This window comes from Chryseobacterium sp. KBW03 (assembly GCF_003852415.1).
Classification (GTDB): domain Bacteria; phylum Bacteroidota; class Bacteroidia; order Flavobacteriales; family Weeksellaceae; genus Chryseobacterium; species Chryseobacterium viscerum.
The window spans coordinates 214327-232738 of sequence record NZ_QAJO01000002.1 but is presented as its reverse complement, the minus strand read 5'-3'; the positions used below and the strand labels follow the sequence as shown (position 1 = coordinate 232738).

The window sequence follows — 18412 nt, the reverse complement described above, 5'->3', positions numbered from 1 at the left end:
TATGAAAGTAAGGGAAGAAAAGCTGGAACAGATTATTCATTGGGCTGAAAACAATCCTGATATCCGTGCTGTGCTCCTTACGAGTTCATTGGTAAACCCTTATGCTCCTGTAGACGATTTAAGTGATCTTGATATAGAACTTGTATTTGAAAACAGAAGATCTTATGAATCCGGGAATGAATGGATCAGACTTTTTGGTGATCCCATTTCTATTATTGACGAAGATGACCGTGTTTTTGATAGAAAGCATGCTATGAAAATGGTATTGTATAAAGACCATGTGAAAGTTGATTTTAAGCTGTATCAGGTATCAGACTTTATTGGAGAAATAAATGAGGAAATCCTTCCTGAAGATTGGGACGTAGGCTATAAAGTTTTAGTAGATAAAGATAATCTGACCAAAAATCTGAAGCTCCCAACGTACCAGTCAATCATGATTCAGAAACCAACGGAAAAAAAGTTTCAACAGCTGATGAATGATTTCTGGTGGGATACCACCTATGTGGCAAAATGTCTTAAGCGCGGGGATATTTTTTATGCCAAATTTATGTCTGAAAATGTTTTGCGAACAGACTATCTTGTTCCTTTGATAGAATGGTATATTGCCAGCAATCATAACTGGAATCATATAACGACTAACAAACACGGAAGGCTTTTCAAAAAATATCTGCCCTCAGATCTATGGAATAGAATTGAAGCCACTTTCTCCGGAAGTGATATTGATGACAACTGGAAAGCTTTGTTTGGTTATGCTGATCTGGTGCATGAATTAGGAACTTCTTTGGCAGAAAAACTTAATTGTACCTATCCGGCAAAGCTGGAAGCTGATATCAGAAATTATCTTACTGAAATACAGGCAGTATCTTAATTTCAGGCAAATTCATTCTGGCTGATGAGGTTCTCAATACAATATTCTGCAATGGCAGTAATTGTAACAAAGGGATTGACGCCAATTGTTCCGGGAATTAAGGATCCATCCAGCACATACAGATTCTCATGATCTTTTAGCTTTCCATACTCATTGGTAGCTTCACCCAGGACACATCCTCCGAGCGGATGATAACAGATATCTGCCCCGAAACCATTATTGAAAAGCAAATGACTTCTGGTTCCGCCATTAGCCTTATTCATTTTCCGGATAAAATATTGAGCGTTTTCTTTCATTTTGGCAGTATTGCTTTCGTCCCAATTCAAGGTCAGGGATTGGCTGGCTTTATTGTACACAACTTCCCCTTTTTTATCCACCCTGTTGATCAGCAGGTATAAAGCAGTAGCAACGTCCATTCCCATCGGTAAAGGAGCTATTTCCGTGAAAAACGGATGTTCCGGATCATCCCAATTGTCAATTCCACCTACCGGAATAGTGGATTGCTTGGCTCCCGTACCGCCTGATAAAGGCCGCACCCAGTTTCTGCCCGTCATGAAATTTCCGTTATTTCCCCAGTTTTTCCCGATCTTCTCATGAACAGGGAAGCCATTCTCAGCATTGGACTGCAGCAAAAGCTGTAAAGTTCCCATAGTTCCTGCAGAAAGAATCAGCTTTTTACAGTTGAAAACTTTATCGGTAACCAAAGCGCCAGAAGTATCGATCTGCTGGACATTTAATGTATAGCCTTTATCATCATTAAGTTGAATCGTTTGTACACGGTGAAGATCAAGAATTTCCAAATTTCCGGTTTCCAGTGCTTTTCTCAGATAGGTTTTATCTAAGCTGTTTTTCCCGTGATTGTTTCCATAAATAACTTCAGTATTGAGAGCAGAGCGCGGAACTTCATTCTTGAACTCTTTTTCCATATACTTAAAATCATATACGTTCGGAACTCTGATGGTTTTAAAACCGGCCTTATGAGCCTCTTCTTCACCTACCCGTGTGAACTTATAATAAGGACAGTCTTTTAAAAACTGTTCATCAATAACATTTACTTTCAGTTCTTCCTTTACCAGAGGAAAGTAATGACTGTAAAATTTTTCAGCATCAAGGTCAGGGAAAACTTCTTTGAAATAGTTCTCTTTCGGGGTTACAGCCATTCCTCCATTCACAAGAGAACCACCGCCGACCCCTCTTCCTACCCAGATATTGATGTGGTCAAAACTCAGACGATCCAATGTTCCGGTAAAAGGAGTTAAAGAAAAAATATTCATGAAAGGAGCAATACTTTTCTTTTTCAGCCATGCAGAACTTTTTCCGGGCTTCAGAAGATTAGAAAACGGAATTCCGGCTTTTTCCCAGTTAAGACCCATTTCAAGCATCACTACCTTTTTTCCGGCTTCACAAAGACGTAAGGCAGATACAGCTCCTCCATATCCGCTGCCAATGATTACAATCGGAACATCAGTATTTTCTTGTGCCTTATTATTTCTTCTTTCTGCAGCATGAAATAATTCGGATTGAAGAAAATAAAAACCTGATATCATCAATGCACTCGTCTTAATGAATTTTTTTCTGTCCATGAGCTTTGTTTTTCAAAAAGTATGCTAGACTCAAAGACGCTTATTTTATTTATTACAGATTGTATTTTTTTATTATAATTTTAACTTTTGTTGTTATGAAAATTCATAGTTTTACTTATAATTTTATACGTATGAAAAAATATATAGTACTCTTTTTACTTCTTCCGTTATGGGCTTTTTCTCAAAAAAAGATGTCAAAGGAAGAGAAAGAGGTACAGAAATTTCAGAAGGAACTTAATGCGGAATATCGCAATCCAAAAGAAACTCCATTAAGGGGAGATAATTTTAAAAACTTTAAAGGACATCCTTTCTTTCCTTTTGATGCAAAATACAGAGTAACTGCGAATTTTGTTAAATCAGAAGATACCAAGCCTTTTGAGCTTCCCACTTCTTCAGGGAAAACAAAATCTTATCAGGAATACGGAAAAGCAACATTTACATTAGACGGCAAACCTTATACTGTCACTTTATATCAGAGTCTGGCTTTGATCAAGCAGGAAAAATACAAAGACTATCTTTTCCTGCCGTTCCGCGATGCTACCAATGAAAAAGAAACGTATGGAGGAGGAAAATATATGGATCTTAAAATACCGAAAGGAAACACCATTGTATTGGATTTTAATCAATCTTATCATCCTTTTTGTGCTTATAACGCTTACGATTACAATTGTCCAATTGTTCCGGAGGAAAATAAACTTCCCGTGGAAATCCGTGCAGGGGTAATGTATGAAGATATCTACCATCACTAGAATTATGATACATTTAGAATTCTTTAAAAAAGAAGACCTTTCCGGGGTCAGTTATGCTTTGGATGAAAATCAGATGAAGTTTACTGCGACAGCTCAGCAAGCTTTACAAAACATCAGCGAAAGGGATGATGAAGATGCATTTCCGGTAACTATATTTGAAAATGATCTTCCTGTTGGTTTTTTTGTCCTGGATTTTGGAAAAGATAAATTTGAGCTGACAGATAATGAAAGCTCTGTCTTAGTACGTTCCTTATCTGTGAACCCGCAGATGCAGGGGAAAGGAATAGGAAAATCTGCTATGGCGAAAGTGGGTGATTTTGTGAAGGATCATTTCAATTCCTGCAACGAAATTGTCCTTGCCGTCAACCAGAAAAATGATTCTGCTTACCATATTTACCTTCAGTCCGGATACATCTATGACGGTAAAACAAGAATGGGAAGAAGTGGCCCTCAATATCTGATGTATAAAAAACTTTAATAAAATTTTAAAATCATAATTTTTCATCTGCTGATATCTTTCCATAACTTTGAGTAACATCAAATTATAAAACATGGAAATATCACTTCAAAATCAGGTGGCTGTGGTCACAGGAGCTTCCAGCGGAATTGGTTCGGGAATTGCGAAATCATTAGCCGGAGCAGGGGCAACAGTCATCGTCAATCATTCATCGGAAAGGTCTACAGAAGAAGCCAAGGCTGTTTTGAAAGAAATCACTGATGCCGGAGGAAAAGGAATGACCTATCAATGTGATGTTTCCAAGGAAGATCAGGTAGTCAAAATGTTTCAGGATGTTGTTTCAGAGTATCAGACTGTAGATATCCTTGTGAATAATGCAGGGATTCAGAAAGATGCAAAGTTTACCGAAATGACTTTGGACCAATGGAACGCCGTTATCGGTGTTAATCTGACGGGGCAGTTTCTTTGTGCAAGAGAGGCTATTAAAGAATTTTTACGCCGGGGAATAGATCCTTCCCGTTCTGTTGCTTGTGGAAAAATTATTCACATCAGTTCGGTGCATGAAATTATTCCATGGGCCGGGCATGCCAATTATGCGGCGAGTAAAGGAGCGGTCAGAATGCTGATGCAGACTCTTGCTCAGGAATATGGTGCAGATAAAATCCGTGTCAATTCTATTTGTCCGGGGGCTATTCAGACCCCTATTAACCAAAATGCGTGGAATACCCAGGCAGCGCTCAATTCACTTCTTACCTTAATTCCTTATAACAGAATCGGACAACCGCAGGACATCGGAAATTTAGCTGTTTTTCTGGCCAGTGATCTTGCTGACTATATTACCGGAACCAGCATTTTCGTTGATGGCGGGATGACTACGTTTGAGAGCTTTTCTACGGGAGGGTAAAGTTCAAGGTCTAAGATTTAACGTTCAAATTTTTGGGGCTATTGTCATCAGTATGTGAACACCTTTACAACGAGACATAATATCCCTCATTGCTTATTACTCATTACTTATAATTATCGCTTATGTCAGAAAAACAGAGAATTTCAGATATTTCATGGAAAAAGTGGGGCCCTTACGTCAGTAACCGTGAGTGGGGGCTTGTTCGTGAAGACTACAGTGAAAACGGAGATGCCTGGAATTATACCAATCATGATACGGCAGAAGCCAAAACATACCGTTGGGGTGAAGAAGGCATATGCGGAATCTGTGATGACCTTCAGAAGCTTGTATTCTCTGTGGGATTCTGGAATAAAAAGGATAAAATGGTAAAAGAACGGTTCTTTGGATTGACTAACGGCCAGGGAAATCACGGTGAAGATGTGAAGGAATATTTTTATTACCTGGATTCTACACCCACACATTCTTACATGAAAATGCTGTACAAATATCCTCAGAATGCTTTCCCTTACGAAGATCTGTTAAAAACAAATGCAGAAAGAGACAAAGAGGAACCGGAATATGAATTGATCGATACCGGGATTTTTGATACCAATGAATACTTTGACATCTTTATCGAATACGCAAAAGAAAGTCAAAATGATATTTTAGTTAAGATAACAATTACCAATAAATCTGAAAAAAAAGCGTCCCTTGTCATATTGCCGACAATCTGGTTCAGAAATACATGGAATTGGGGATATGATGACTATAAGCCTCAATTGTATGCAGAAGATGCAGACCGCATTAAGGTAAATCATCAGGATATAGATATTAAAAATGTATATGCAAAACAATCTTTAAAAACTCTGTTTTGTAATAATGAAACCAATAATGAAAGGCTGTATCATTCTTCCAATGAATCAAGATACAGCAAAGACGGGATCAATAATTTTGTGATGACAGGAAATTCTCAGTCTGTAAATCCTCAGAATACTGGAACCAAGGCTTCTTTTTTTATTGATGAAGATTTTAAAGGAAAGGAATCCAAAATATTTGAATTCAGACTGTCAGATAAAGATTTAAGAGAACCGTTTGGTGATTTTGATATCCTTTTTGAACAAAGGAAGAAAGAAGCAGACGAATTTTATGCTGAAATCCAGAAAGGAATTTCTTCAGAAGATGAAAAATTGGTTCAAAGACAGGCTTTTGCAGGAATGCTTTGGAACAAAATGTTTTATCATTACAATGTTGAAAAATGGCTGAAAGGCGATCCTGCCGAAATAGCACCTCCCAAATCCAGGGAAAAAATAAGAAACTACGGCTGGAAGCACCTTAATAATGAACATATTATTTCCATGCCTGATAAATGGGAATATCCTTGGTATGCAACCTGGGATCTGGCATTTCATACTATCAGTTTTTCACTGATTGATCCGGATTTTGCAAAGCATCAATTGAAACTTTTCCTTTTTGAATGGTATATGCATCCCAACGGGCAGCTTCCTGCTTATGAATGGGATTTTAGTGATGTCAATCCGCCTGTACATGCATGGGCTGTTTTCAGAGTCTTTAAAATTGATGAATATTTAAAAAACAAACCAGACCTTGAATTTCTGGAAAGTGCCTTTCAGAAGCTACTGATGAACTTTACATGGTGGGTTAATAAAAAGGATCTCAATGGTAATAATATTTTTGAAGGAGGCTTTTTAGGACTTGATAATATTGGTGTTTTTGACCGGAATTCTGTTTTACCAAACGGAGAACAGCTGGAACAGTCGGATGGAACAAGCTGGATGGCTATGTTTGCCCTGAATATGATGCGGATTGCACTGGAACTGGCACTTTACAATAATGTGTACGAAGAAATGGCCACGAAGTTTTTTGAACATTTTCTGTCGATTGCCCATTCATTGGATAATATGGGAGATGAAAACTTTAGCCTTTGGGATGAAGAGGATGAATTTTTTTATGATGCGATAGCTTCCAGTGACGGAACTCATATGTATTTGAAATTAAGGACTATTGTAGGGCTTATCCCGATGTTTGCCGTTGAGGTTATTGATGATGAAATGATTGAAAATCTCCCCAATTTTAAAAAAAGAATGAAATGGGTACTGGATAATAAACCTGAGCTGGCTTCTCTGGTTTCAAGATGGGAAGTCAAAGGGCAGGATTCCAAGCACCTTTTATCTTTGCTTCGGGGGCATCGTTTGAAAAGGCTGTTGAGCAGAATGTTGAACCCGGGTGAATTTCTAAGTGATTATGGAGTAAGAGCTTTATCCAAAGAATATGAGGACAAACCTTATACTTTAACATTGAACGAAACGGATTACAGAGTGAAATATACCCCGGCAGAAAGTGACAGCGGACTGTTTGGAGGTAACAGCAACTGGCGGGGTCCGATATGGTTTCCTATTAATTTTTTGATTATCGATAGTCTTCAGCGGTTTTTCTTCTACTACAGTCCTGATTTTTTGGTGGAATATCCTACAGGAAGTGGAAACTATTCAAATCTGGATCAGATTGCTGATTCTTTGAACGGAAGGCTTGCAAAGATTTTTTTAAAGGATGAAAATGGAAAACGCCCGGTTCATGGGCAGTATGAAAGATTTCAGACAGACCCCGATTTTAAAGATTATATCCTGTTCTATGAATATTTTCACGGGGATAACGGCCGTGGAGTAGGAGCTTCCCATCAGACAGGCTGGACGGGACTTATTGCCAAGATCCTGCAACCGAGATTCTCCAAAAAAGAAATTGCAGAATCTGAAACCGAAATGCCGGATGATGTTGAAAAAACAGAAAAGTCGTAAAAAACAGATTTGCTGATTGGTAAACCGGTTTTCTGATCTACTCAAATATCTGTTGTATTATTTCCAATGAGGGCGGAGTTTTGAAGTCTGTGATATGGTAATGATAATACACCAAAAGGCTGTCGAGAAAGTCTTTTCTCAATGAAGGGTGTATTTTTGTGGCATAAAAGTCTTCTGCGCAAAGGGCTTCTTTCCATAGGGTGGAAATTTCTTCATTGAACAGCTGATGGTTGATGGCTAAGGAAAAAGTTCCGGTTTCCGGATCCAAAAAATGTCCATCACTCAGTAACGGTGCAACTCCCTGAATTTTTAAAAAAGCCAATAAAAAGAGCAGATGTGCCTGATAATTTTTGTTGATCAGTTCATTGATCAAATGATCAATACTGAAATAAATGGGAATATTTTTATTTTCATGTTTAAGGATATGGCTCAAAAAATCTGAGATAAAGAAAATAACAGTATTGACCTTTATATCCGTATAAATGTCATTATTTTTTACCAGTTCAAACTTTGAAACAGACGGTATGCCATTTCCCCTGGCTGGATTTATAGAAAAGCTAAGCTGGCTCAACGGTTGCAGCAGGGCTTTCTTTTTGTTCTTTTTAGAATAAATTCCTTTTAGAAAATAGCTTTGAAAACCCTCTTCCTCTGTAAAACAATGCAGTACAGCATCATTTTCTCCATATTTTATAAATGAAAGTAAAAAACCGTTTTGTGAATTCATTAATTAACCACTCCTATTTTGGCTGTAGCTTTGTCTGATCCGTCTTCATTGGTCATCAATACAAAATAAATTCCTGAAGCTACTCTTGTTCCTTTCTGATTGTTCAGATCCCATTCATAATAACCTCCTCTGGCCACTGCAGAGTGTACTACGTTTCCTGCTGCATCTACGATTCTTATATTGGTTTTTTCTGCAAGACCTTTTATCGTAACTTTTCCTTTAAAATTAGAATATACAACAGGGTTAGGATAAACCATAACATCTCCAAAATTAGAAGTTACATCTGCAACATCTCCCTGGTAGGTTACAATACCATTATATGTTACAAAATATACCTTACCTGTTTTTTTGTCAACTTTTATATCGGTAACACTGTTTGTAGGAAGTGGAGAATTTTCTTTAGTGAAATGTTTTATTGTTCTCTGACCATCGGAAGATAGGTAATATACACCACCACCATCAATAGATACCCACTTGTAATCTCCCGCATCTACAGCAATCTGTAGAATAGCTGAATCTCTGAAAAGCTCTTCCCCAAGACCATTTTGCTCTATGACTATGGGTTCTACTTTAGGTTGTGAGCTTTTTATTTCAGATGTTGCATTCGGCATTATTCTTAAGCCTCCATCTGTACCGATCCATGCGTCTCCGGACTTGTCAAATGCTACAGATAAAATTCCTCCTGAGCTATTAAACCCATTAGCAGTACCCAAAATATAATCTGTATCATCAGAAAGATTGGTTGCATTTTTATAATCATACACCCAGAAGTTATTAGATCTCGGGAGTGGAGTCCATAACATATTTTCGTGGAAAACGGTCTTTTGTATACCATCACTGGCAAGAACAATTTTCTTGATGATAAAATCATCAGACGCTTTATCATAGATTCCTATAGAAGGGTTTCCGTCATTAAATCCAAAAGAAACAAAAAGGTTGTTCTGGGTATCTGTAGCAAAACCTACAGGACGTCTGTAGTAAGGCTGTGCACCAAGATTATAATATTTTACCAGCTCAAAATCTTTGCTTGTGGCATTATATTTCATTCTATATACTCCATTATCAAACATCGTATAATTGGTAAATAGTACCTCATTGTTGTTGTAAGGGCTTATTATAGCATCCAATACATTAACAAAAGTTGGTGGATTTTTAACAAAGAATGAAGGATAGATCCATTCTGTACCATTGAAATAATAAAAACCTGGACCCTGCGGAAGAATAACCGGGTGGTTGTAATTATTGGCTCTGGCACCAGAAGAAACTAAGAGCTGATTATTATCGAAAAGATTAATGTTATAGGCAAAATTGAAGTAAGGACCTGATGGTTTAAAGGTGTTATTTCCCTCATCCTTTATCCCGGATAATACGGTTCCTCCAAAGATTTTTCCACCAGCTGTTAGTGCGGTATTACATTCTTCACCAAGACTTACCGCATTTTGTGCTACTCCGTTTATACCGTAAGTGTAGACTCTGTTATCGGTAACCACAATGCTATTAGAGGTAATAACTACATCGCGGATGTTTCCAAAGCTTGTGGGAAGCTGTGTTGGAGTACCATTGTTATAGATATATGCTGCTGTAGCATTAGAATAAACTAATTCAGATTCTGAATCTATGTGTTTGAAAGCTCCCGGAACTTCAGTTGTCCATGTTGAATACACCGGAAAAGTAGTATTCATTTGATGGCTTTTCAACCCTGTATTGGTTACAGAATATACTTTATTTCCGAAGATGGTAGCTTCATTACTTGCTTGATAAACCCCGCCATTCAGGAAAAATGCAGAGTCTCCAAATTCTTTATTATTCAGATTAAATATGGAAAGTCCATAGCCAGCAGATATGACCGCCTGATTTCCGGTGATGGAAATATGGTTGATCTTTTTATTCCCATTATAGCCTGTAGCAATAGGAATATCAACAATATATTTGATTTCCTGTGGAGTAATGACATCCATAGAACCGTTTTCATAACCTACAAGTCCTATCTTAGTCTGCGGATTATAATCGAAAGCTGTTATTCCAATATTGTGCAGTCCATTGGCTTTGGACAACTTCGTAATTTCCCCTGTTGATATTGTATAATAGAATATTCCGTTTTCTGTAGCGGCAATGATTTTCCCATTGTCTTCTTTCATCGCTAAGACATTGTTATAGGAAAATAGATCTGCCCATTTTTTTGATGAGATGACCTGCGCTTTTGTAAACTGCAGGGATGCTAAAATACCAAGAGAAATTATTGAGAGTTTTTTCATATTATGCGGTTATGCTGCTGTCTATTACCTGATTATTCCAGGAAATATGCTGTATGTTTTTGTTTGTATCAAAATAAAAATCTATTCTACCTAAAAGAAGACCTGCCCATCCAACCTGATTGACTAGGACATTTTTGCCCTTTCTGTTGGTATAGGATTGAGGTTCCGGTAAGAATGTATGAGTATGGCCTCCCAGGATAATATCAATATTTTCTGTACTGGCCGCTAAAATTTTATCACTTATTTTATTCGGTTCATCTTTATAATCGTAACCGATGTGGGAAAGGCAAATCACCAGATCACATTTCTGATCATTTTTCAGGAAATTTGAATAATGCTGTGCAACATCAATCGGATTGGAATAAACGGTTTCTCCATACTGTTTTTTACCTACAAGGCCATCCAGCTGAATACCCACTCCAAAAATTCCTACTTTGATTCCATTCTTATTGAATATCTGGTAGGGAGAAGTTTTCCCGTCAAGAATTGTATTTTTAAAATCATAATTGGAACAGATAAAAGGAAACTTCGCATGAGGAAGTACTTTTAAAAATCCATCAAGACCATTGTCAAAATCATGATTTCCCATGGTAGAGGCATCATATTTCATCATGGACATTAGTTTGAACTCCAGTTCTCCTCCAAAGAAATTAAAATAAGGAGTTCCCTGGAAAATATCTCCGGAATCAAGAAGCAGTACATTGCTTTCCTGATTTCTGATTTGCTGAATTAAGCTGGCTCTTCTTGCAAAACCTCCCTGATTAGGATTTCTTGTATAGCTTTCATCAAAAGGCTCTATTCTGCTGTGCTGGTCATTGGTATGAAGGATCGTTAGTTTATTTGCAGATTTTAAGTCAAGAATTTTTAACTCTTCCGCCATCATCATATTGGGAGCTAAAGCCATTGCCAAAGATCCACCTCCTATTGCTTTTAAAAAACTTTTTCTATCCATTATTTCTTCCCGATAAAATTTAAACGAACATCAGAATTAACTACCACTTCAGGAGTTTTCTTAAAATAATCGATAAATAAATCTCTCATTTTAATCCCTGTTGAGATTGATTCTCCTTTTGCAAAGAACTTCATATTGTCTCCTCCCAGAGCAAGATAGTCTGAGGTAGCAATATAATAGTCTTTCGCCGGATCTACTGTTTTGCCGTTGATTAAGGATTTGATGATCTGTCCATTTTTTGTTTCAATGTATAAATGAGAAACAGGATTGTTGACCTGCGTTTTCGCATAATACTCAAAAAGACCCTGTAAATCTGCTCCTTTCATTTTCACAATCACTACCTCATTTTCGAATGGCATTACTTCAAATACATTTTTAAGTAAAATATCTCCCTTCCCAATGGTAGTACGGATTCCTCCGATATTGATCACTGCAGCATCTACGTTTTGTTTAAGATGAGCTTTTATCCATTCATTACCTCCTTCAAATGTATAGTCTGCTAAAAGATTGCCCAGATTGCTGTTATCACCCTGCTTGGTAAGATCTACACTGGTGTGGGAGATCTTCTGGTTCATTTCTTTATCCAGTTTCTGCTTATAAGGCTCAATAAATTTTACAAACTCCTCATCATTTTTTAGCTCATTATTAATAGAAATATTTTTCTGAGTCTTTACATTCACAAGCTGCGGCACAGAAGCCGTTTTGCATGCTGTAAGGGACGCCAGAGCAATTCCTAGTAACAAGAATTTATTTTTCATAATCTCTTTTAGTATATGCAAATATAACTATATGTATAATAAAACATTATTATTTATTACAAATTCTTACTGTAAATTATTAAATTTGACAAAAATAATTCTAACAGATGAGCATTTTAAAAGGAGTAGGTGTTGCGCTGGTAACGCCCTTTAATGAAGATTTATCCGTTGATTTCGATAGTTTAACAAAACTGGTTGAATACAATATCGAAAACGGAACCAATTATTTGGTTGTATTGGGAACAACGGCAGAAGCCGCAACGCTTTCTGCAGAGGAAAAGAAACAGGTAATTGAGCATATCATTAAGGTGAATAATAAACGTCTTCCTTTGGTTTTGGGAATTGGCGGCAACGATACTCTTGACGTCAAAAAACAGATTGAAGAAGCAGATCTTTCTGCATTTGAAGCCGTACTTTCAGTATCTCCATACTACAATAAACCGAATCAGGAAGGTCTTTATCAGCACTACAAAGCTTTAGCTTCCACAGGAAAGAATATTATTATTTATAATGTTCCTTCCAGAACCGGGCAGAATGTAGACGCAGATACAACGCTTCGCCTTGCAAAAGAATTCCCTAATTTATTCATGATTAAGGAAGCTGCACCCAATATTTTACAGTATTTTGATATTCTGAGAAATAAGCCTGAAGGGTTTTCTTTGGTTTCCGGAGATGATGAATATACATTACCCGTAACACTGGCTGGAGGAAATGGGGTAATCTCTGTAATTGGGCAGGCATATCCTAAAGAATTCTCTACCATGGTACAATTAGCTTTCGATGGTAAAGTGAAAGAGGCTTATGAAATTCACAATAAACTGGTTGATATTACCCGTTTAATTTTTGCAGAAGGGAATCCTTGCGGTATTAAGGTGATTTTGACTGAAAAAGGGATCATCAAAAACTACTTGAGACTTCCTTTAGTAGTAGCTTCAGAAGGTCTTCATGCAAAAATTAAAGCTGAAATGGCAACCATCTCATAATGGATTGGGGAAAATGAATTTTAATATTGCTTTAAAATTCAACAATGCACTATTGAAAATATAAAAGGTGAAAAGTTTAGGCTTTTCACTTTTTTTAATCATCATAATATAATAAATCATGAAATTAAGACAGGCAACAGCAGTGGATATTCAGCTAATCCAGGATCTGGCACGCAGATCATGGGAAAATGCTTACGCAGATATTCTTTCCAAAGAACAGATGGAGTATATGCTTTCTGAAATGTATTCTGAAACCGAAATTCTAACTCATTTTCAAAATCCTCATTACCATTATTATATGATTCAGGATGAAAACAGTGATAGCTATGAAGGGTTTATCGGTTACGAGCATAATTATGAAGAAAATACAACCAAGCTTCACCGTATTTATCTTGTCCCGGAAAGTAAGGGAAAAGGATTTGGTAAAAAAGCACTTCAGTTTCTGAATGAAAAAGTTTCTGAAAACGGAAATCATAGAATTATTTTGAATGTCAATAAATTCAATTCCGCCAGAAACTTCTACGAGTCCCAAGGATACAGGGTTTATGGTGAAGGTGTTTTTGATATCGGGAACGGATATGTAATGGATGATTATCTGATGGAATTTCTAATTCACTTATAATTGACTTAAAATTTTGTAACTTTATCCTGTAATTCTATAACAAGTGACTTCTTTTTTTGAATCATCTTTGCTTCAGAACCAAATCACTTATAACAATACATTCATATGCTTGGTTTTGAGCTGACTCAGCTTTTTATCAGTATATTTTTTTCATCCTTAGTGTTTAAATTCCTGTATTCAATAATACAGGAGTTTTTGCGTATATACGTCAAAATAAAAAAATATACACCTATTTCACATTTAATTGAAATAAATTATTATATTTACTAAAATTAAACGGCTTATATATACTAGGATGAAAATGTATGTTAAATTTGATTTCAATGCTCTTTGCAAAAAGATATTGGACGAGAAACTTAAAGAACACGGACTGAAGTACAGGCTGCTGAACTTCGGTGAGGTAGAATTCTATGAGCCCCTTACACAAGAACAACACAATCTTTTTAAACAAAATCTTGAAGAGTATGGTATTGAGATCATAGAAAGTCAAAAAACCGCTCTGGTACAAAAAATAAAAGATGCTATCGTAGAACTTGTCTTTTCTAATGAGATCATACCGGTAAAAGCATCGATATATATTTCTGAGAAACTGAACCACAGCTATGGTTATCTTTCCAACCTATTTTCGGAAGTTGCCTATACCTCTATCGAGAATTTTATTATTCTGCAAAAGATAGAGCATGCGAAAGCTCTGATCATAAGAAATAAGCAAAGCCTTACAGAAATTGCCCATAAACTGAACTATTCTAGTGTGGCACATTTGAGTACCCAATTTAAAAATACAACAGGAATCACTCCCTCTCAGTTTCAAAAGATTATTGGAAGACGAAGAAGAGCCCAAAGCACGGCAATAAACCCTAAAATGCAGTATGAATAAAGAATTTCTGAACGTAATAGTAGCAGATAACGATGAAAGCACCTTGATTTTTTTTAAAAACATTTTGAAAGAGTTGAAAATCTCTATAAAAGTTCAATGCTTCAGCAACGGAAAAGATCTGATGAAATATCTGAATAATGAGGATGCTGTAATTCCAGAGCTTGTTTTCATAAAATATACGATTCCCGGAAAAGAATGTCTGGAATGTCTTGAGGAAATAGATTCAAATGTGAAATTCAACAACATGGTAACAGCCATTTTTTCTGAACCGATTTCAGAAGATGACATTGAAGATATTTTTGTAAAAGGAGCCAATATTTATATGAAAAAACCAGAGTGTTTTGAAAGGTTTAAAAAAGCTCTTACGGATATTATTACCATCAATTGGCAGTATCATACTTCAGGATTGAATAAAGATAATTTTATTTTGAAAGTATGATGTATAAAGGATTTATTAATTCAATATTAAAAAAATGTAAATCATATTTGATGCATACTATTCACAAATAAGTGAAAATTTTATAACTAATAATTAAAATAATATAAAAGGCATCCGAATTAATATTCTGACATTTGTAAAAGTAAACTCAGACACAAATTTCATTATATAGAAAAAGATACTCATGAATGAGAAGTAATTGTTTCTAAAAACAAAATTATATAAATCACGATGTTAGTTAACAAAATGGATTATATTAATTTTCCAATTTTAAAGCACAGAAGATCTTTAAACAAAACGGTACAATCATGAAAACTTAAAGTAGTTGGAGATATTTTTTATTCGTTTCATTCCCTCATCTCCACCTATACACAGTTAGTTTTTATAATAAGCAAGTTGGAAAAAAAATAATTCATTTTGTTTTTTTATAAATTTATTTTAATAGTTGCGGCCTTACCTTATTCAAATAATATATTTTATATAAATATTTTCACACCACATCACAAAATATTAAGCCAAGACTATTAAAATAAATTTTTTATAGAGAGACCAAAAGTAATTTCTTCTAAATAACAGTTTTATAAGGGGGCCGCAGGAAATCTTTTTTCTGCGGTTTTTTTATGATATTTTGCTCCACTTATTTTTTCCCTTGTAGTATCTGATATAATAGTTTTTGATAATCAGATTGTCTGGTCTGGAAAGCATAGGATCAGCTTCCAGGATTTTTTCTACCGTATTTTTTGTTGTTTTAATGATCGCTGAATCATTAATGAGATCAAGTCTCTTAAAATCTACCACACCACTTTGCTGTGTACCCAGAATGTCTCCGGGACCACGAAGCTGCATATCCACTTCAGAAATCTTAAAACCATCATTTGTTTCAGTCATTGTCTTGATACGGGTTCTGCTTTCCTTGGACAATTTATCCGAAGTCATCAGAATGCAGTAGCTCTGCTCAGCACCTCTTCCCACACGCCCTCTCAGCTGATGAAGCTGTGAAAGCCCGAATCTTTCAGAACTTTCAATCACCATTACAGAAGCATTGGGAACATTTACCCCTACTTCAATCACTGTAGTTGCGACCATAATTTCGGCTTTTCCGGAAGCAAAATAGGCCATTGCAGCATCTTTTTCATCCGGCTTCATTTTTCCATGCAGCATGGTTACGTTGTATTCTGAAAAATACTCCATGACGTGTTCCAGTCCTTCCATGAGGTTTTTATAATCCAACGTTTCAGATTCTTCAATGAGCGGATATACAAAATAGACCTGTCGTCCTTTTTTTATTTCATCTTTACAGAAGTTATAAACATACACTCTGTCTTTTTCACGTCTGTGAGCGGTTATGATTGGTTTTCTTCCCACCGGCATTTCATCAATGACAGAAACATCCAGATCAGAATAAAAACTCATTGCCAAAGTCCTTGGGATAGGAGTAGCAGTCATTATCAAAATATGAGGAGGAATTTTATTTTTTGCCCAAAGTTTCGCCCGTTGAGCAACTCCAAATCTATGCTGCTCATCAATGATGGCGAGTCCAAGGTTTTTAAATTTAACCTTATCTTCTAGCACAGCATGGGTTCCTACTAAAATAGAAAGTGTACCGTTTTCAAGCTCTTCATGTATAATTCTTCTCTCTGCTGCTTTAGTTGAACCCGTCAGAATGCGGATATTGATCCCTGTCTTTTCTAGCAGTTCTTTGATTCCGTTATAATGCTGCTGGGCAAGAATTTCTGTGGGAGCCATCAGGCAGCTCTGAAAACCGTTGTCCATGGCGATAAGCATAGTGAGAAGCGCTACCATCGTTTTTCCGGAACCCACATCTCCCTGCAAAAGCCTGTTCATCTGAATCGGCCTTTTCATATCCATACGGATTTCTTTTAAAACTCTTTTCTGAGCATTGGTAAGCTCAAAAGGAAGATAATTCTCATAAAAATCGTTGAAATGATCCCCTATAATGGGAAATGAGTTCCCAAAAGACTGGGTCTTATGATGAAGTTTTTTTAAACCATATCCCAACTGAAAAAAGAATGATTCTTCAAATTTTAATCTGAAATCAGCCTTGTCAAAATGCTCCATATCCTTAGGAAAATGAATATTCAGAAAAGTATGCTGTCTTGACATGAATGTAAAGGTTTTCATCAGGTATTCCGGGAAATTTTCTTCAATAAGATTCGGAATCTCTTTGCAGATATTTCTTAAAGCATTTTGAAAAAACCGTTGATTTAAACCTCTTTTGGTCAGTTTTTCAGAACTTGGATATATGGGTTTAAGCCTCGTATCACCTTCTTTACTCTCTTCAGCCTCTATTTCCGGGTGCGGCATAGAAAACTGACGGTTGAAAACATTGATCTTTCCAAAAATATAAACCTCTTTGTTGATAGGAAGCTGTTCTTTCAGCCATTTTGAATACTGAAACCATACCAGATCCATACTGCCGGTATCGTCATTGAATTTTGCAGACAATCTTTTAGTCTTACCAGTCTGGATTTCCTGTACCTGAGTAATTCTTCCCTTAAATTGTAGTTCCTGGCTGCTTTCTTCCTGAAGCTGAGATATCTTATAAATCTTGCTTTTATCCAGATAGCGGATAGGATAGAAGTTGAGCATATCTTCTACAGTAGATAAGCCTAACACACTTTTGATGAGTTTGGCTCTTTCAGGACCGATGCCTTTGACGTATTCTATTGAGGTCTTAAGTTCCAGATAATAATTTTACAGTGCGAATATCGTTAAAACTTAGAACAAATAAAAACCTCTTAAATTTTTTTTAAGAGGTTTTTTTGTTGAAAAGAACGCTGTTTTGGGAGAATCATTATTCTTGAAAAGCGTTTATTTTTATTTTAATAGCCATACACAGTTCTTTTTCTAAAATGACCTTGTTGATCTTGAAATTACAGCTTAAAGTAGATGTATTTCCATTTGCAGGAAGTTCACCGGGATCAAAGCCACCACAATTACAGCCTGTATACTGGTTTTGATAACCATATTTTACAATTCTACAATTATAGGGACATCCTGTAATATTAATACAGGTAACCACATGCCCAGGTCCGGGAACAAAAAAATAGTCAGGTGAATTACCTGTATTGCCCAATGGCAGGAATATTGTGGCTGTTTCCTTGGAATTGTTATGAGTTACGATTCCTAAATAATAGGTTTCAATATTGGATTTTGCAATTTTAATATCATCCACCGTAATATTAGGATTCATCTCTTTTACAGCTTCCTGTACTGCTTTTTGAAATGTTTCTTTAGGAATTGAAAATATCATATTGCCTCCCGTATATTGTGCAATGGCAATGTCGGTCCGTTTGTTTTTGGATAGCATCACTGTTTTAGGAGAGTTTATAACAGTCGCTTTTTCTATTTTTTGTGCGTTTGAATATTGATACATTAAAATCAATAGAACTAATTTCAGGATGTTTGAATTTTTCATGATGTCTTTG

Annotated in this window: 16 protein-coding genes; 9 read left to right on the top strand and 7 right to left on the bottom strand. The window is 36.1% G+C overall.

Annotation, left to right across the window (positions count from 1 at the left end):
• The first annotated feature begins 1 nt into the window (after position 1).
• Complete coding sequence (locus tag DBR39_RS03045) at positions 2-868, top strand: AadS family aminoglycoside 6-adenylyltransferase (protein ID WP_124530797.1); 867 nt, start codon at positions 2-4, stop codon at positions 866-868.
• Positions 869-870: 2 nt separating this feature from the next.
• Here DBR39_RS03045 and DBR39_RS03040 read toward each other — a convergent pair whose 3' ends face one another.
• On the bottom strand, positions 871-2451 hold the full coding sequence (locus DBR39_RS03040) for a GMC family oxidoreductase N-terminal domain-containing protein (RefSeq protein ID WP_124530796.1): 1581 nt from the start codon (positions 2449-2451) through the stop codon (positions 871-873).
• Between the two features lie 131 nt (positions 2452-2582).
• Between DBR39_RS03040 and DBR39_RS03035 the strand changes: the two genes are divergently transcribed.
• From DBR39_RS03035 to DBR39_RS03020, 4 genes are all read left to right on the top strand, one after another.
• Complete coding sequence (locus DBR39_RS03035) at positions 2583-3200, top strand: DUF1684 domain-containing protein (protein WP_124530795.1); 618 nt, start codon at positions 2583-2585, stop codon at positions 3198-3200.
• Between the two features lie 4 nt (positions 3201-3204).
• Entirely contained in the window at positions 3205-3678 is a 474-nt protein-coding gene (locus tag DBR39_RS03030) for a GNAT family N-acetyltransferase (RefSeq protein ID WP_228447755.1), read from the top strand.
• Between the two features lie 73 nt (positions 3679-3751).
• On the top strand, positions 3752-4561 hold the full coding sequence (locus DBR39_RS03025) for a glucose 1-dehydrogenase (RefSeq protein ID WP_124530793.1): 810 nt from the start codon (positions 3752-3754) through the stop codon (positions 4559-4561).
• Positions 4562-4683: 122 nt separating this feature from the next.
• Positions 4684-7353 (top strand): MGH1-like glycoside hydrolase domain-containing protein, encoded by a 2670-nt coding sequence (locus DBR39_RS03020; RefSeq protein ID WP_124530792.1) that lies wholly within the window; start codon positions 4684-4686, stop codon positions 7351-7353.
• A 37-nt stretch (positions 7354-7390) separates the two neighbouring features.
• Here DBR39_RS03020 and recO read toward each other — a convergent pair whose 3' ends face one another.
• Genes recO through DBR39_RS03000 form a run of 4 tightly spaced genes read right to left on the bottom strand, consistent with a single transcriptional unit; the run spans position 7391 to position 12042 of the window.
• Positions 7391-8077 (bottom strand): DNA repair protein RecO, encoded by a 687-nt coding sequence (gene recO, locus DBR39_RS03015; RefSeq protein ID WP_124530791.1) that lies wholly within the window; start codon positions 8075-8077, stop codon positions 7391-7393.
• Positions 8077-10332: a hypothetical protein gene (locus DBR39_RS03010; protein WP_124530790.1), complete on the bottom strand. Its 2256-nt coding sequence runs from the start codon at positions 10330-10332 to the stop codon at positions 8077-8079. Before DBR39_RS03010 ends, recO begins: the two co-directional genes overlap by 1 nt.
• 1 nt (position 10333) lies before the next feature.
• Positions 10334-11284 carry a bifunctional metallophosphatase/5'-nucleotidase gene (locus tag DBR39_RS03005; protein ID WP_124530789.1) on the bottom strand — a complete coding sequence of 317 codons (951 nt, stop codon included), beginning with the start codon at positions 11282-11284 and terminating at the stop codon, positions 10334-10336.
• Entirely contained in the window at positions 11284-12042 is a 759-nt protein-coding gene (locus DBR39_RS03000; protein ID WP_124530788.1) for a 5'-nucleotidase C-terminal domain-containing protein, read from the bottom strand. The genes DBR39_RS03005 and DBR39_RS03000 overlap by 1 nt, the downstream gene beginning before the upstream one ends.
• A 107-nt stretch (positions 12043-12149) precedes the next feature.
• Between DBR39_RS03000 and dapA the strand changes: the two genes are divergently transcribed.
• The 4 genes from dapA to DBR39_RS02980 all read left to right on the top strand — a co-directional run bounded on the left by dapA (position 12150) and on the right by DBR39_RS02980 (position 14963).
• A complete protein-coding gene (dapA, locus tag DBR39_RS02995) occupies positions 12150-13025 on the top strand; it encodes a 4-hydroxy-tetrahydrodipicolinate synthase (RefSeq protein WP_124530787.1) in 876 nt (291 codons plus the stop codon).
• 118 nt (positions 13026-13143) lie between these two features.
• Positions 13144-13647: a GNAT family N-acetyltransferase gene (locus DBR39_RS02990; protein ID WP_124530786.1), complete on the top strand. Its 504-nt coding sequence runs from the start codon at positions 13144-13146 to the stop codon at positions 13645-13647.
• A 295-nt stretch (positions 13648-13942) separates the two neighbouring features.
• Positions 13943-14524 carry a helix-turn-helix domain-containing protein gene (locus tag DBR39_RS02985; RefSeq protein ID WP_124530785.1) on the top strand — a complete coding sequence of 194 codons (582 nt, stop codon included), beginning with the start codon at positions 13943-13945 and terminating at the stop codon, positions 14522-14524.
• Positions 14517-14963 carry a response regulator gene (locus DBR39_RS02980; protein WP_124530784.1) on the top strand — a complete coding sequence of 149 codons (447 nt, stop codon included), beginning with the start codon at positions 14517-14519 and terminating at the stop codon, positions 14961-14963. The genes DBR39_RS02985 and DBR39_RS02980 overlap by 8 nt, the downstream gene beginning before the upstream one ends.
• 618 nt (positions 14964-15581) lie before the next feature.
• Here the strand turns inward: DBR39_RS02980 and recG are convergent.
• The gene (recG, locus tag DBR39_RS02975) at positions 15582-17669 is read right to left on the bottom strand and encodes an ATP-dependent DNA helicase RecG (protein ID WP_124530783.1); all 2088 of its coding nucleotides are present in this window, start codon (positions 17667-17669) and stop codon (positions 15582-15584) included.
• Between the two features lie 109 nt (positions 17670-17778).
• Positions 17779-18402, bottom strand: a complete 624-nt coding sequence (locus DBR39_RS02970) for a hypothetical protein (RefSeq protein WP_124530782.1) — start codon at positions 18400-18402, stop codon at positions 17779-17781.
• Positions 18403-18412: the final 10 nt, after the last annotated feature.

Excerpts from the sequence above, each read along its gene's own strand:
- DBR39_RS03025 (WP_124530793.1), top strand. The coding sequence starts at position 3,752 with ATGGAAATATCACTTCAAAATCAGGTGGCTGTGGTCACAGGAGCTTCC.
- DBR39_RS03040 (WP_124530796.1), bottom strand. The coding sequence starts at position 2,451 with ATGGACAGAAAAAAATTCATTAAGACGAGTGCATTGATGATATCAGGT.
- DBR39_RS03020 (WP_124530792.1), top strand. The coding sequence starts at position 4,684 with ATGTCAGAAAAACAGAGAATTTCAGATATTTCATGGAAAAAGTGGGGC.
- DBR39_RS03030 (WP_228447755.1), top strand. The coding sequence starts at position 3,205 with ATGATACATTTAGAATTCTTTAAAAAAGAAGACCTTTCCGGGGTCAGT.
- DBR39_RS02980 (WP_124530784.1), top strand. The coding sequence starts at position 14,517 with ATGAATAAAGAATTTCTGAACGTAATAGTAGCAGATAACGATGAAAGC.
- recO (WP_124530791.1), bottom strand. The coding sequence starts at position 8,077 with ATGAATTCACAAAACGGTTTTTTACTTTCATTTATAAAATATGGAGAA.
- DBR39_RS02985 (WP_124530785.1), top strand. The coding sequence starts at position 13,943 with ATGAAAATGTATGTTAAATTTGATTTCAATGCTCTTTGCAAAAAGATA.
- DBR39_RS02970 (WP_124530782.1), bottom strand. The coding sequence starts at position 18,402 with ATGAAAAATTCAAACATCCTGAAATTAGTTCTATTGATTTTAATGTAT.
- DBR39_RS03010 (WP_124530790.1), bottom strand. The coding sequence starts at position 10,332 with ATGAAAAAACTCTCAATAATTTCTCTTGGTATTTTAGCATCCCTGCAG.
- DBR39_RS03000 (WP_124530788.1), bottom strand. The coding sequence starts at position 12,042 with ATGAAAAATAAATTCTTGTTACTAGGAATTGCTCTGGCGTCCCTTACA.
- DBR39_RS03045 (WP_124530797.1), top strand. The coding sequence starts at position 2 with ATGAAAGTAAGGGAAGAAAAGCTGGAACAGATTATTCATTGGGCTGAA.
- DBR39_RS03035 (WP_124530795.1), top strand. The coding sequence starts at position 2,583 with ATGAAAAAATATATAGTACTCTTTTTACTTCTTCCGTTATGGGCTTTT.
- dapA (WP_124530787.1), top strand. The coding sequence starts at position 12,150 with ATGAGCATTTTAAAAGGAGTAGGTGTTGCGCTGGTAACGCCCTTTAAT.
- DBR39_RS02990 (WP_124530786.1), top strand. The coding sequence starts at position 13,144 with ATGAAATTAAGACAGGCAACAGCAGTGGATATTCAGCTAATCCAGGAT.
- DBR39_RS03005 (WP_124530789.1), bottom strand. The coding sequence starts at position 11,284 with ATGGATAGAAAAAGTTTTTTAAAAGCAATAGGAGGTGGATCTTTGGCA.